General features: G+C 49.7%; 13 protein-coding genes. 2 read left to right on the forward strand and 11 right to left on the reverse strand.

Features of this window, described 5'->3' with window-relative positions; all coding sequences use genetic code 11:
- The first annotated feature begins 155 nt into the window (after nt 1-155).
- Together JRI95_12790 and JRI95_12795 are read left to right on the forward strand one after the other, a co-directional pair.
- Nucleotides 156-1,307: an iron-containing alcohol dehydrogenase gene (locus tag JRI95_12790; GenBank protein ID MBW2062418.1), complete on the forward strand. Its 1,152-nt coding sequence runs from the start codon at nt 156-158 to the stop codon at nt 1,305-1,307.
- Between the two features lie 74 nt (nt 1,308-1,381).
- The gene (locus tag JRI95_12795) at nt 1,382-2,716 is read left to right on the forward strand and encodes an MBL fold metallo-hydrolase (protein MBW2062419.1); all 1,335 of its coding nucleotides are present in this window, start codon (nt 1,382-1,384) and stop codon (nt 2,714-2,716) included.
- A gap of 130 nt (nt 2,717-2,846) precedes the next feature.
- Here JRI95_12795 and JRI95_12800 read toward each other — a convergent pair whose 3' ends face one another.
- From JRI95_12800 to JRI95_12850, 11 genes are all read right to left on the reverse strand, one after another.
- Entirely contained in the window at nt 2,847-3,383 is a 537-nt protein-coding gene (locus tag JRI95_12800; protein MBW2062420.1) for a flavodoxin family protein, read from the reverse strand.
- 238 nt (nt 3,384-3,621) lie between these two features.
- On the reverse strand, nt 3,622-4,407 hold the full coding sequence (locus JRI95_12805; protein ID MBW2062421.1) for an NAD-dependent deacylase: 786 nt from the start codon (nt 4,405-4,407) through the stop codon (nt 3,622-3,624).
- A 647-nt stretch (nt 4,408-5,054) separates the two neighbouring features.
- The gene (locus JRI95_12810) at nt 5,055-5,969 is read right to left on the reverse strand and encodes an alpha/beta fold hydrolase (GenBank protein ID MBW2062422.1); all 915 of its coding nucleotides are present in this window, start codon (nt 5,967-5,969) and stop codon (nt 5,055-5,057) included.
- 126 nt (nt 5,970-6,095) lie between these two features.
- Nucleotides 6,096-6,920, reverse strand: a complete 825-nt coding sequence (locus JRI95_12815) for a DUF169 domain-containing protein (protein ID MBW2062423.1) — start codon at nt 6,918-6,920, stop codon at nt 6,096-6,098.
- A gap of 52 nt (nt 6,921-6,972) precedes the next feature.
- Nucleotides 6,973-7,488: a flavodoxin gene (locus tag JRI95_12820; protein MBW2062424.1), complete on the reverse strand. Its 516-nt coding sequence runs from the start codon at nt 7,486-7,488 to the stop codon at nt 6,973-6,975.
- A 71-nt stretch (nt 7,489-7,559) separates the two neighbouring features.
- Complete coding sequence (locus tag JRI95_12825) at nt 7,560-7,805, reverse strand: hypothetical protein (GenBank protein ID MBW2062425.1); 246 nt, start codon at nt 7,803-7,805, stop codon at nt 7,560-7,562.
- Nucleotides 7,806-7,850: 45 nt separating this feature from the next.
- Entirely contained in the window at nt 7,851-9,167 is a 1,317-nt protein-coding gene (locus JRI95_12830) for a reductive dehalogenase (GenBank protein MBW2062426.1), read from the reverse strand.
- Nucleotides 9,168-9,306: 139 nt separating this feature from the next.
- Complete coding sequence (locus JRI95_12835; protein MBW2062427.1) at nt 9,307-9,453, reverse strand: hypothetical protein; 147 nt, start codon at nt 9,451-9,453, stop codon at nt 9,307-9,309.
- A 29-nt stretch (nt 9,454-9,482) separates the two neighbouring features.
- Nucleotides 9,483-10,451: a haloalkane dehalogenase gene (locus tag JRI95_12840; GenBank protein MBW2062428.1), complete on the reverse strand. Its 969-nt coding sequence runs from the start codon at nt 10,449-10,451 to the stop codon at nt 9,483-9,485.
- A 46-nt stretch (nt 10,452-10,497) separates the two neighbouring features.
- Complete coding sequence (locus JRI95_12845) at nt 10,498-11,583, reverse strand: 4Fe-4S binding protein (GenBank protein MBW2062429.1); 1,086 nt, start codon at nt 11,581-11,583, stop codon at nt 10,498-10,500.
- Nucleotides 11,584-11,699: 116 nt separating this feature from the next.
- Nucleotides 11,700-12,638 carry a reductive dehalogenase gene (locus tag JRI95_12850; protein ID MBW2062430.1) on the reverse strand — a complete coding sequence of 313 codons (939 nt, stop codon included), beginning with the start codon at nt 12,636-12,638 and terminating at the stop codon, nt 11,700-11,702.
- Between the last annotated feature and the right edge of the window lie 36 nt (nt 12,639-12,674).

The following is a 12,674-nucleotide window of genomic DNA, read 5'->3' on the forward strand; positions in this document are numbered from 1 at the left end:
CATGGCGACTGGAGCGGCTGGGATATTTGAGCCCGGCTGAGTATCGTGAGCAACACTTGACCAAACTAGCCGCATGAGGCTAAACTGGTGTCCAGAAATCCGGGTGCAGTACACTCAGGCAAAATTGCTTATTGGAAAATTATAAGGAGTAAGCTATGAGTAATGGAATCACGAGTTTTTCGTTTGCCTTTGACGGGCAATTTGGCGTGGGAAGCATTAATAACATCGGGAAAACGGCCCAAAGACTGGGGATAAAAAAACCAGTAATCGTTTGCGATCCCACAATGGTGCAGCTGGGCTTTGCTCAAAAAGTAAGTGACCTTTTGGCTGAAGCAGGTATTGAAGCGGTTGTGTTCGATCAATGCGTTGAAAATCCGAGGGTGGAAGACATTTCTGCCGGCGCGGCTGTTTTTAAAGAGAATAACTGTGATGGAGTGATCGGTCTCGGCGGCGGAAGCCCCCTCGATCAGGCTAAAGTGATTCGGGTTGTGGCTAATTACGGCGGGTCTGCTCTTGATTACGATGTTCGCTCCGGCGGATTAGCCAAAATCGGTCAGGACATGGCGCCGATGATCGCAGTTCCCACTACGTCCGGCACCGGGAGCGAGGTCACGCTGGCTGCGGTTATCACTGATAGCGCGAAACATTTCAAATTTGTTGTATTTAGCCCCTATCTTAAAAACTCCATGGCCATACTCGATCCTGAATTAACCAAATCAATGCCTTCGCTGGTAACCGCGGCCACTGGGTTTGACGTCATCGTCCATGCCATTGAGTCATACGTGGTGGACGGGTACAACCCCATTGCGGATTCACTCAACCGCACCTGCTTTGAACTGGTGGGCCAGAGCTTGAAAAAAGCCGTCACCGAGGGCCAGGACCTGGAAGCCAGGTCGGACATGATGATGGCCTCGATGCTAGCTGGCATGGCCTTTACCTTAACCGGACTGGGAGCGGTTCACGCGTTGGCGCACCCCTTGGGCGGGATTTTTGGTATCGCCCATGGCACGGCCAATTCCCTGATGCTGCCGCATGTCATGAGATTCAATGCCAGTGTGGCTGAAAGCCGATATATCGAAGCGGCCGGTCTGATAGGTTTTAAAGTGGCTTCAGCCGACGGCGCTGCCGAAGCCATGTTAGGCCTGGCTAAGGATGTCGGCCTGCCGGTCAGGCTCTCAGAAGCCGGTGTAACCGAAGATGAGCTTCCCCAGTTAGCCACAGACGCCTTTAATGATGTCTCTCTGGGCCGGAATCCCGTGAAGTGCAGTGAGGCCGACCTGCTGGAGCTATACAAAAAGGCCATGTGATCATCGCTTTCATGAGGAAGAAAATAAATTTTTTTATTTTGCGATAATTAAAAGAGGTAGATAGGAGGAAAGGAATGGGTGAAATTTTAGAACTGGCTGAAGCCATGTGGAAAGGTGAAACAAACACCTACGCTCACCATCCCATGAGACCGCCCTGGGGCCTGGATCAGATCGCCGATGACACCTGGTTCTACAAGGGTTTTTCCAATACCATTATCAGAGAGACGAATGACGGTCTGGTTATTGTTGATCCAAGCGGTTTTATGGATAGCCAGTTCAAGTTCGACGCGATTCGCTCCGTAACCGCTCAGCGGCTGCATACGGCCATATATACCCACGGCCACGTTGATCACGTTTTTGGGGTCTCGCATTATGCAGAGGAGGCCAGGTCCAAGGGTTGGGCCATGCCGCAGGTTATTGCGCATGAAGGTGTACCGGCCCGCTTTCAACGCTACCGCGAAACAGGCGGTTACAATGCCATCATAAATAGCCGCCAGTTTGCGGGCGGCGCGAGGGAAGTCACCTTTCCCGTTGATTTTTACTATCCCGATATCACCTACAAGGACAACCTGACAATTCGTGTCGGCGGAGTCACCGTCCTTTTAAGACATTCACGCGGTGAAACCGACGACCACACCTGGGGTTTTTATCCGGATACCCGCGTCCTCTGCACCGGAGACCTCTTCTTCTGGTGCATACCCAACGCAGGCAACCCGCAAAAAGTCCAGCGCTACTGTATGGAATGGGCCGTTGCTTTTCGCGAAATGGCGGCCCTGAAGCCCGAGGTTCTGGCGCCAGGGCATGGATGGCCCATTATGGGGGCAAAGCGTGTCCAACAGGCCCTGGATGACAGCGCCACTTTTCTTGAATCTCTTCACGAGCAGACGATAAACCTGATGAATCAAGGCGCGTCATTAGATACCATTATTCATACGGTCAAGGCCCCGGAGGAACTGCTCAAGAGGCCCTATCTTCAGCCTGTCTATGATGAGCCGGAATTTATCGTGCGCAACATCTGGCGTTTGTACGGCGGTTGGTATGATGGCACGCCCTCACATCTGAAACCTGCCTCTGAACAGGAACAAGCCGAGGAAATCGCCAGGCTTGCAGGGGGAGCTGATAAACTGGCAGCCAGGGCTAAAGAGCTTTCAGAAGCAGGTAACTTTCGCCTGGCCTGCCACCTGGCCGACTGGGCTTACCTTGCCGCTCAGGAGGACTCAGAAGTTCGCAAAACAGTCCAGCAGATTTACACCGCTCGGGCGGAAGCTGAACCCTCAACCATGGCCATGGGAATTTATTTAGCCAAGGCCCGGGAGATGACAGAAACGCAGGAGGATGAAGGAGAAGTAAGAGAAGCAGGAGTGCTTCAGGCCCAGAATGAGCGGGGCCAGAGAGGTCCCCGCAGTTAAACCGATCACTATTTTAAGCGCAGAAAGCTCTGCTCCGCGCTTTAGAGGGAGGAATATTAAGCCCTGAATAATTAAAGTTTGGTTTCTTTCCGTTCGATGTTTATGAAGCTGATTAAAATTCATCCAGTAATTATAAGCCTTCGAGCAAACGGGCCGCATCCTGCCTTATTTTTTTCAGGTCTTCTTCATTAGGGCGGCCGCGAAGATCACCGAGTCGGCCTTTGGTACTGCGTTCTTCCGAACCGTGAAATTCACCTGGCACATACCATTCATCCAGAATAGTAAAACCCAGATGCTCAAAAAATTGACCGGCATGCTTGCCTGCAGGGATGGCCTCATTGATTCCGGTATGGGGCCCGGAAAAGGTCATAAAAATGAGGGTGTTTTTACCCGGAACTTTGGGTGCGCCAAGTTTCACACGCCCTTGCTTGCTATATTCGCTGAACTTGTTCTTTAAAAAGGCATCCATCGGCTCAGGCGGATGCCATTGATAGGAGGGGAAACCGATGCACAGGAGGTCATAATCATAATAATTGATATCTTCCGCCGCTTCGGGCTTCATAATTACCACGTCCGCGCCGGTTGATTCCAGGCCTTGTTTAATAGCATAGGCCACCTTCTCCGTATTTTTGGTTTTCGACCAGTAGATGATCGCACATTTTTTCATGAGGGCTCCTCTCCCACTTCTCTTCTTACGGCTTCCTGAATTCATATGCTTAGGACACTCAACCTGCAAATATTAGACTCTTACTTGATTTCACCTCTGGTTCGCGCCATGAAGTCCTTCACCGGCCTGGCCTGACCTTCTGAAGCCAATCAGGTCCGGAGCTAGAGCCCGATGTCCGGCCGCTTAAATAATGGGAATCATTTTACGATAGAGGTCATGATTAATGAGGCCGTTACTATCAATTTTTCTGCTTTATTATTTCAACCAGCTTTGGCATGATTTCCCCGGATGGCCCGTGAAGGCTGATCTTGCAGAAGGGCGTGAGCTCGCTTTCATAGAGATTAACTTCAATGACAGGGTGCCCCTGCCTCATAATCTGCTGCGGGAAAGCGGCGGCCGGATAGACGGTGGCTGAAGTGCCGATGACGAGCATGCAATCACATCTTGAAGATTCTTCCTGGCACCTCTGCAAGACATCAGGGGGTATGGGTTCACCAAAAGCGACTCCATCGCTCTTGATGATTCCACCGCATTTCGGACACTTGGGCGGCAGGGCCTCAAGGGATATTTCTTCCCTTTTATACCTCGTATTACAGTCGAGGCATCTAAGCAAGGTGTAGTTCCCATGAATTTCCAAGACATTGGAGCTTCCCGCGGCCTTGTGAAGGTTATCCACGTTCTGGGTAATGAGGGCCTTTAAAATGTCCATCTTTTCGAGATCAGCCAAGGCAATGTGTCCTGGATTCGGGGCTGATTTTTCAAGCGCCTTTCTCAGTTCAACCATGGGTCCGGTCGGATTCAGCCTTTCTTCCCAGGACTTTTTAGGGTCAGCTAAAAAACGTTGAAAGCCATCCATCGGCGGTTCCCCATGCTTTGTCCAGAGGCCTCCCGGACCGCGAAAGGGAGGGATGCCGCTTTCAACGCTCATGCCTGCACCGGTCAGCGCCACGACATATCCAGCCTGTAGTATGGTTTCCTGAGCCTCAACCAATTTTTCTCTGTCTAATTCCTTGGTCTGATCCATTTTTTCACTCCGTAATTTTTAAGGCAGATAAAATTTTTAAAATACTTCCTTTCCTCCTACCAAGGACTAACCCTTGTACCTGACCTAACAATCTATGGATCCTAACAAATAGAGAGCTTAAATTTATATGGATTTTGAAAACTCTTCTTCAATTGCCTGCTCAGAGAGTCTTATTGCTTCTTTATGGATACATTCAGAGGTTGCGTTGCTCGCCAACAGAATGAACTTTACGCTATGATAGCGCATGAAAAAATAATTAGCAACAAAGTGCCATTGACACTATTAAAAAAAGCATAATAACTGTGATACCAGCCGATTTTTCCTAATTGAATAAAGATGAATTAACAGTATGCGCCAATTCTCCCTTGACAAAAGCATGCCAGGTTTTACTTGAAATTCTACCCATTTTCGTCCATCAATACGGCAGCATTTTTTTAAGTCATTATGGAATGAATTTTAAGCTGTCAGAAGCAAAGCTGGTATTTAGCAGTCATTGTTGTATAATCTCAGGCAAAATTATGAGGCGATTGACGCTACTTTTTATATTCCTGCCTTCGACACGGCCAAGCACGCTAAGCTAAAAATTTTGTTGGCATCGAAAAGCGCTTTGTCTACAAGCTAAACAAGTACTGTATCGGTTTTATCCTTTATTCCTCGGCTAGACGCTTCAAAAGAATCTCGACAACCTTCTCCCCATGGCTTTCCTGCAGGAAATGGCCTGCACCTTCAATCTCGTCAAACGTGGCCTGAGGAAAAGTGGACGCCCACTGCCTGCCCCACTCGGTAGTGAATACGTCATCTCTGGGGCCCCAGATGAAGTGAACCGGTTTGGTCCATTTATTAAGGGCATCGAAGCATAGAGTCTGGATAACCGCATTGCCTCGATCCGGACGGGCAAAGGGGAGAGACCGAGGAAATTGTCTTGGTCCGGCCTTGGTGGCATCTCCATCGAACGGCGCATCATAGGCTTTCACTATGGCGTCATCCACCTCACGACCGATAATTCTGTTATAGTAGTTGAAAAAAATTTGACCAGTTATCTGGTTTTCCGCCAACATGTTACCGGGTTGCCAGTAGTGATTCCAGTTGACAAGCGCCTGAGTGTATTGATACTCGGCGTGGTGGAGCCAGGTGTTCATGATCACAAGACGGCTGAACCGATCAGGCATGTCTACGGCTTGGCGCAGACCGATCGGGCCGCCCCAATCCTGACAGAAAACCGTAATGTCGGTTAGGTCGAGATGTTGGATCAGGTCGGTTATTGACCGGCAGTGGCGTTCAATGCTGTACCAATCATCATCAATGACCTTATCGCTCTTGCCAAAACCGATGCAATCAGGAGCAATACATCGGTAGCCCGCATCTACAAGAGGTGGAATCATGCGCCGATATAGATAACTCCAGGTTGGCATTCCATGCATACAGAGCATAACTGAGGCTTCTTTTGGGCCTTCGTCAACATAATGCATCCGTATACCCTGCCAATCGAACCAATTGGGTTCGAACGGGTACAACTCTAAGTCCTTAAATTTTTCATCTGGGGTTCGGATCACTTCCGGCATAACTGATCCTCCTTAAATAACAAATAATATAACGATTGGCCTTAACTTAAACCGTCTGTAAAGTCGGGACTTTCCTCTCAGGGATCTCAATAGATAATTCTTCATAAAAACTCGAATTTTAATTCCCTAAGTGGCTTTACTTTTTTCCAATTTTTTTCGTAGATAATCAAAGCCAGGGGTTAGCTTGGCCTTGATACCTCTGGCCAGAAGGGTCTTCACGGGCATACCCATGTTTAAACGTCCACCGGCTTTGAATAGGTTGGCGCTAACTTCAAATATTAATGAACCTGGCAGGCCGATGGCGATCTCGTAATCGAACACACCTGAAAATGTCCGGTCCCCTGTCCCGGGAATAACAATCTGCGGTACCTGGGTTAAAAAAGGAATCAAACCGCCCTTCATGCATGATTCCCCAAAACCCCAATAGGAGGAAGTCGGGAAATTCCGGCCGTCGTAAACCAAGGCCTGGATGATGTGTGTTATTTGCTCTCCGTTGCCATAAATCAGAACCGTATCAGGAACAACGATAGATTTGGGCAAAGGGGAAACAATGAAGCCCGTATATTCTTTCCTTAAATCCGCATTTTCCCCGAACAATCCCCGTGTGAAATTCTGCAGCCGCTTTTCTGCTTCCTCGTCTCGGTGCCAGCCCTGCCGGACCTGACTCTCGAAGCGATCCTCTTCGGAGATGTCTTCCCAACCGTGAGAGGCTGTGGAGGGGACACAGAAGTTGTCGTCGCCGGTCATGGCCACGTTCCAACCCCAACGGCGGGCGTAAGTGAAACCCTGGCACAAGGACCACTCCTCCCCCCGGGCCGAGGGCCGCATGATCTTGTCGTCCGGTATTTCAGAAACATCCTTGATGTACTTAATAGCCACCGGCATACTTGCCAGGTGGAGCCTGTCATAGAGCGTTTGCCCAGCTTGTTGGTAATCGTTCAAATTTGACATAATAATCCTCCAAATTGAATTGTCTTGAAAATCAACCTGCTGCCTGTCAGTTCTAAGCTAACACGTTTTTCACAAACTCTTTGGCTTTAGCCACGTCTTCTTCGTTGGGATGTCCGGTCATCTGTTTGACCATGCCTTCCCACTGCTCGTCAGTTAAATTCTGCCTCTTCTTTACCATCTCATGTAAAGATTCAGTCAAAGCCCCTTGGCAGTCGAAAGAGCCCTTGTATTCAATACCTTTTTCCTGGCAGGCGGTGGTTATAGGTTCTGTATATTTATCCAGGGCCTGTTCCGGATAGGCTGGGGCGAAATGGGTAATGAAACCGGCCATTTTTTGGCTTGAACCTGCTTGAATGCCGCTTAAAAATTCTTTAATCGGTCCGGCCAGATTACTGGCGTGGATCGGCGAGCCGATAAAGATGAAATCACATCCAGCCAGATCACCGGCACTGACATCTTCAAGTTTTTTCAGCTCGGCCTCATTAGCCTGGGATGCTTCCTCGTAGATGGCCGTGGCGATCTTTTCCGTATTTCCGGTCTGGCTAAAATAAGTAACTAAAACTTTCATGATGTAACCTCCTTTTTAAAGTTTGCTAATTACGTCGGCCCAGTCGTCCCGAAGGCGACCGGGCGAGAGAATCAGAATCCCAGGATTAGGGACGCGCCCAGGAAAACCAGTCCCGGCACGGCGAAAAACACAAATCCAAGTCCGGCCGCTCTTTGCTGGTGCTCCTTAATCGATCCGATCAGAACATCAAAGCTGAAGGCAAACGAGGCTGCCCCGAGCACGAACAAAACCCACACATACCAGACCGGAGAAGGCGCCTTGAAAAAAATGACAGCGCCCAGAACACCGATAATAATCCCCAGTATAAAATTGACCATTTCGTCCTTCCTTTCAGCATGTTTTCAGGTGTTCTCTTGAACACTTTACTCCTTTGCCAGGGCCGCTCCTTTCTGCGGCATCTCCCACCAGTCCTTTCTTTCATCAGGCGCGGCCAGCCCATATCCAAACAGGTCGTCGAACCAGGCATAGTACCTGGAGAGAGAAGGCAGCTTGGCCGAAAGCGGCCTTATTATTTTATGCAGCGCGGTCTCATCCAGCTTGTTCCAGGGACAGGAGGCCAAACAGACTCCACAGTAGGACCCTTTGGAGGAGGTGTATGCGCTGCATTTTTCACAGTCTTCATAGTACACCCTTTTTCCGGTTGATGAATAAGGGCCCATAGGCTCCCAGGACGGATCGTCGTCACTACTGATGGCTCCAACCGGGCAGGCACGTGCGCATTTTTTGCAGCCCCGACAAAACTCCTGAAGCCCGAAATCAATGGGCTTGTCAAGGGCCAGGGGCAGGTCGGTCAGGATCATGGCAAACCTGATCCCGCCTCCGAAATAGGGTGATATGACGCGGTTGGTGCGGCCCATCTCACCCATACCGGCCATGATGGCGAAGGGTACGGGATTTATGTTGAAAAATTGAATGTCAACGGCCTTGTAACCGATACCGCGGATAAAATTCATCAGCTTTTCCTCGGCCATGTGGGCTTCTTCATACCCGGTGCGGTCCGCCGCGCTGCCCAGTGCGCCAGGCGCGTTAGCTGCGGCCATGAGCGGAACACGCCCCGCGACCAGGATGATGTACTTAAAAGCCTCGGGTATCAGCACCTTGCCTTCCATAAACGAAGGCAGCTCCACGTCAGAACTGATCTCAACGCCGGGACGGACCCAAGTCAGGTCCAGGGCCGTAAAGCCGATCTGGGCGGCGCTGAGGTGTCTGGCCGCCTTTTCGATCATGTATGAGGCCTCGATCTCGCTGCCTTGCCAGGGTTCCGTGCCCAGATCCTCGGGGTTGTGCACCTGACCACTTATAAGCTCCCGGATTTGCCGCCATTCGTTGATGATCCCACCGTCGATACTGATGCCTGCTTGAAAAAAAGTCTGAGAGGCGGAAACCATGGAAACATCGGGCAGGGTGAATCCGGGCGCCTGCTTTTTGATGTTGGCGATAATGCTCGGCCTCTGGCCAGCAGAGGCTTCCGGATTCTGCAGTCTGCGTATGATGGCCATCTGAATCATGTGGGTAGTGGGCTTTTCGATTTTTGAGGTATCAACCTCCACCGTAATCCTGTCTGTGGACTTGACCCACCAGGGATAGCGTTTTTTCTGGTCCCGGTAGACAAAGCCCTCCGGGATTTTTCCGGGCTCTCCAAAACCGTGCTCTGAAGTCGTGCTCTTTTCTTCGGTCATGTTTCCCCTTGTCTAAAAATCGTGTGCATCAGCAAACATTCAACCATCCGGTCGCTGTAAGCGATCTATAAAGCAGGTTAAAGCAAGCATTACTGCGCAACCCGTGTTCTGTCATGCTTCAGAGGTGCAGCCGTTGGAATCATCCAAGTCCGGCCTTAAGGCCGGCGATCATCTTGTCCCGCATGTCCATGCTGTTCTTGGACGGCTCTTTGAAACCGGGTTTGCAGCGATCAACACAGGTTCCACAAGCAATGCCTGTGAGAAGCCCTAATATGAGATTGACCATGATATAACCCCCTTTCCTGGCAGAGCAGGTCAGGTTGCCGCGATGAAATCGTTCATGATCCGGGCAAGTTCTGGACCATATTGTTCCTGAATAAAATGCACCCCATCGGAAAATTCAGTGTGCGGCTGCCCTTTGGCCCCTGGCACATATTTCTGAAATATCTTATCAGCCCAGCCAAGAATTGGGTCACTCTTTCCAAAGGCTGTTAAAAACGGTTTCTCCCAACGATCGAAAACCTCCCAGGCTTCTGTAAAGTATCTGAGCGTATCAGCATCTTCAGGTCCCCTAGGCGCTAACAACGGGAAAATCAATGCTCCAGCTTGGTAGGTGGCATCAGGAAAAGGGGCGTCATATGCAGCTCTTTCTGCGTCCGATAACTTAAGCCATAATCCCTCAATCTTAAGGTCCGGAATTTCATTGGTCATGATTTTACTCACTTCCAGAGACTCTTGTTTCTCAATCCAGTTCTGCCAGCGTGTAAAAGCCTCTGGATCATCAGAGCCAGTGTCCCGCGCCTCTACCATTCTCTCAAAATGACGCGGATCAGGCAGAGCTCCATTTGAAATCATGATTCTGTCAACCCGGTTTTCTTCAAGTGCGCAAATAGTCAACCCGATCAAACTCCCCCAATCCTGACCGAAAAAGGTGATACTCCGTAGATCAAGTTGCAAGAGCCAGGAGCGCATCCATTCCAAGTGACGAGGAAAAGTGTAGTCAGTTTTTTTCGTTGGTTTGTCTGATTTTCCAAATCCGATCATATCGGGTGCAAGCACGCGATGCCCCGCGCTAACAAGTACTGGAATCATCTTTCGGTAAAGGAAAGACCAGGTCGGTTCACCGTGGAACAGCACAACTGGCGCAGCATCGCTAGGCCCCTCATCTATATAGTGAATCCGGAGTTGACCTCCTTCTGAATCAGGGACTTCAAGATAATTGGCCTTAAAAGAAAAATCAGGTAAATTACTAAAACGATCATCAGGGGTTCTTAAAATTTCCATGGGATCATGCTCCTTTCCGCTAATTTTTTAAATTAAAACAAGGCTGCTAACCTTGGCTGGAAAAACTGGCGACAACGGCCCCCATCAAGGCTTTTTGATCTTTAGGCGGCTCCTCAAATCCGGGTTTGCTCACCATCTTGATGGCTTCATTCGGACACCCGGTGGCACAAACGGCACAACCGAAACACCTGTTCAGGTCCACTTGAGGCAAATCGTCATCACCCATAGTTAGCGCCTCAACCGGACAGCGGTCGATGCAGGTTTCGCAAGCTGCGCAAAGGTCTGGATCAAATCGCGGTTCAAACCCGGAGTTTAGCATTGCTGACGGTTTTGGCTGTTTCAAGGTTAATTTAATGGCATAACAGTGCCAACGATCGCAATTGCAGAGGTAACTAATTTCATCGGTTACGTTTTGAGTTTGATGTACCAGACCGGCCTCTTCGCACTCATCCAGAAGTTGAAGGCCTTCTGCCTGGGTCATTTTCCTGGCCCCCAGGCAATTGATGCCAAAGTCGGCGTTACGACCAAAGAACATGCACGTATCCAAAGGCATCCCATGAGTGTCTTCACCGCGCAATAGAGCCGCATGCCGGCAATAGCATCTACCAACCGCAATGGTGTCATTTTTTTCAATGTAGGATTTAACCTGGTCGTAAGTATGGATCTTATTCCCCACTTCAACAGTTTTATCAACCGTAATAACTCGCATAGTTGGAAAGGGCATGGTTATGGGTGACTTGGCTTCCCAGGCTTCTTTATACTCATAGATATACTTGGCCAGTTCTTTATCGCGGTCGGTGGTGGTTCCACGATAAAAAACAAATTCAAATATCCCGGGCACGAACGGCACTGCCCTGAAGACCCGGGCGCCGTCCTTTAAATGGGAATGACAAAGCCCTTTGTCAGCCATACTCTTGAGTGTGGTGGCCATTTCCGCCTCATCCTTGCCCATTTGACTGGCCATTTCTGCGGCAGTGAAGATTCTTTTAGGCATGGCATTGTTGATTTCGGCTTCTTCCGGGGTAAACAACGCTTTCACCACTCTATAGAATTCAGGAATGTCCATGCCTCCAAATACCGCGCCTCTTTTGTTCATAACGTCAATCATGTCTTTATAAACTTGATCACTCATTTTGAATCCTCCTCGAACGTTTAATATAAATTTTTATGTTACTGACGTTTGAAGCTGTCATCCTGCTCAAGTTCCCCTCAAAATACCAAGTGTTATCATCGTTTTTCTCCTTCTCGCTAGCGACGGCTCCGGTTGGAATCAATGCCACTAATTGGTCTTTTATACTTCCACCAATCGTTCATCGCGGGATCATCTTTGCCGATGAGGCCATAGCCGAAAAAATCGTCCATCAGTCGTAGCAGGGCGCCAGCCTGGGGAGTGCGAGACGCCATGATGTGTGCGATGTCATGCAAGGCCGTCTTATCCTGTTTCGTCCAGGGGCAAGACATCAGACAATTTGTGCACCTTTCGCTAATTTGATATTCAAGGCACTTCCGTGAATTATCCCACCATACTTTCTTGCCACGAAAATGCCAGGGCTGTTCACCTTCCCATTCCCAGGTCGGCTCGTCCTCCATACTGAGCGCACCGGAAGGGCAAGCTTCCGCGCACTTCTTGCAGTGCCTGCAGAATTCCTGGAGTCCGAAATCAATGGGTTTATCCAACGCGAGGGGCAGGTCCGTGATGATGGCAAATAAGCGGATAGCGCCTCCATAGATAGGTGAGATCAAACGATTCATGCGACCGATCTCCCCTAAACCTGAGGCCACAGTCCAAGGAACAGGATTGATGGAAGGAATAAATTCAGCGCCATATCCGAGACAGGTCAAAAAGTTGATGACGCGGGTCATAGAGAGCCAGGCGTGCTCGAAACCTAATCTGTCAGCAGCAGCACCGATGGCGGAGGGAGAACGCATTCCTGAAGGATACGGAACCAGCACGTGGCCGGTAACGACATATTTGAAACGTTCCGGATAGAGCAGCGATTTATCTTGGGTTGGTGTAATCCGATCCACGTTCGAATCAAAGACTACATTCGGGGGAAGCCAGTTTTCATTCACCGATGTGAAGCCTATTTGTGCTGCGCCAAGGAATATGCCTGCCGCTTCGACCATGTCAGAAGCTTCTTCAGGAGTCCCTTCCCAGGGTATGACATCGAAATCATCCGGGCTCACGCACATCTTGCTACGGGAGAGATTCACTAGTTCCAT

It is taken from the genome of Deltaproteobacteria bacterium (assembly GCA_019308995.1).
In the GTDB taxonomy this organism is placed as follows: Bacteria; Desulfobacterota; Desulfarculia; order Adiutricales; family JAFDHD01; genus JAFDHD01.

What these genes read in the sequence shown, in the direction of transcription:
- JRI95_12805 (MBW2062421.1), bottom strand. Translation starts at nt 4,407, where the DNA reads ATGGATCAGACCAAGGAATTAGACAGAGAAAAATTGGTTGAGGCTCAG.
- JRI95_12830 (MBW2062426.1), bottom strand. Translation starts at nt 9,167, where the DNA reads ATGACCGAAGAAAAGAGCACGACTTCAGAGCACGGTTTTGGAGAGCCC.
- JRI95_12840 (MBW2062428.1), bottom strand. Translation starts at nt 10,451, where the DNA reads ATGGAAATTTTAAGAACCCCTGATGATCGTTTTAGTAATTTACCTGAT.
- JRI95_12800 (MBW2062420.1), bottom strand. Translation starts at nt 3,383, where the DNA reads ATGAAAAAATGTGCGATCATCTACTGGTCGAAAACCAAAAATACGGAG.
- JRI95_12795 (MBW2062419.1), top strand. Translation starts at nt 1,382, where the DNA reads ATGGGTGAAATTTTAGAACTGGCTGAAGCCATGTGGAAAGGTGAAACA.
- JRI95_12835 (MBW2062427.1), bottom strand. Translation starts at nt 9,453, where the DNA reads ATGGTCAATCTCATATTAGGGCTTCTCACAGGCATTGCTTGTGGAACC.
- JRI95_12810 (MBW2062422.1), bottom strand. Translation starts at nt 5,969, where the DNA reads ATGCCGGAAGTGATCCGAACCCCAGATGAAAAATTTAAGGACTTAGAG.
- JRI95_12815 (MBW2062423.1), bottom strand. Translation starts at nt 6,920, where the DNA reads ATGTCAAATTTGAACGATTACCAACAAGCTGGGCAAACGCTCTATGAC.
- JRI95_12845 (MBW2062429.1), bottom strand. Translation starts at nt 11,583, where the DNA reads ATGAGTGATCAAGTTTATAAAGACATGATTGACGTTATGAACAAAAGA.
- JRI95_12790 (MBW2062418.1), top strand. Translation starts at nt 156, where the DNA reads ATGAGTAATGGAATCACGAGTTTTTCGTTTGCCTTTGACGGGCAATTT.
- JRI95_12820 (MBW2062424.1), bottom strand. Translation starts at nt 7,488, where the DNA reads ATGAAAGTTTTAGTTACTTATTTTAGCCAGACCGGAAATACGGAAAAG.
- JRI95_12825 (MBW2062425.1), bottom strand. Translation starts at nt 7,805, where the DNA reads ATGGTCAATTTTATACTGGGGATTATTATCGGTGTTCTGGGCGCTGTC.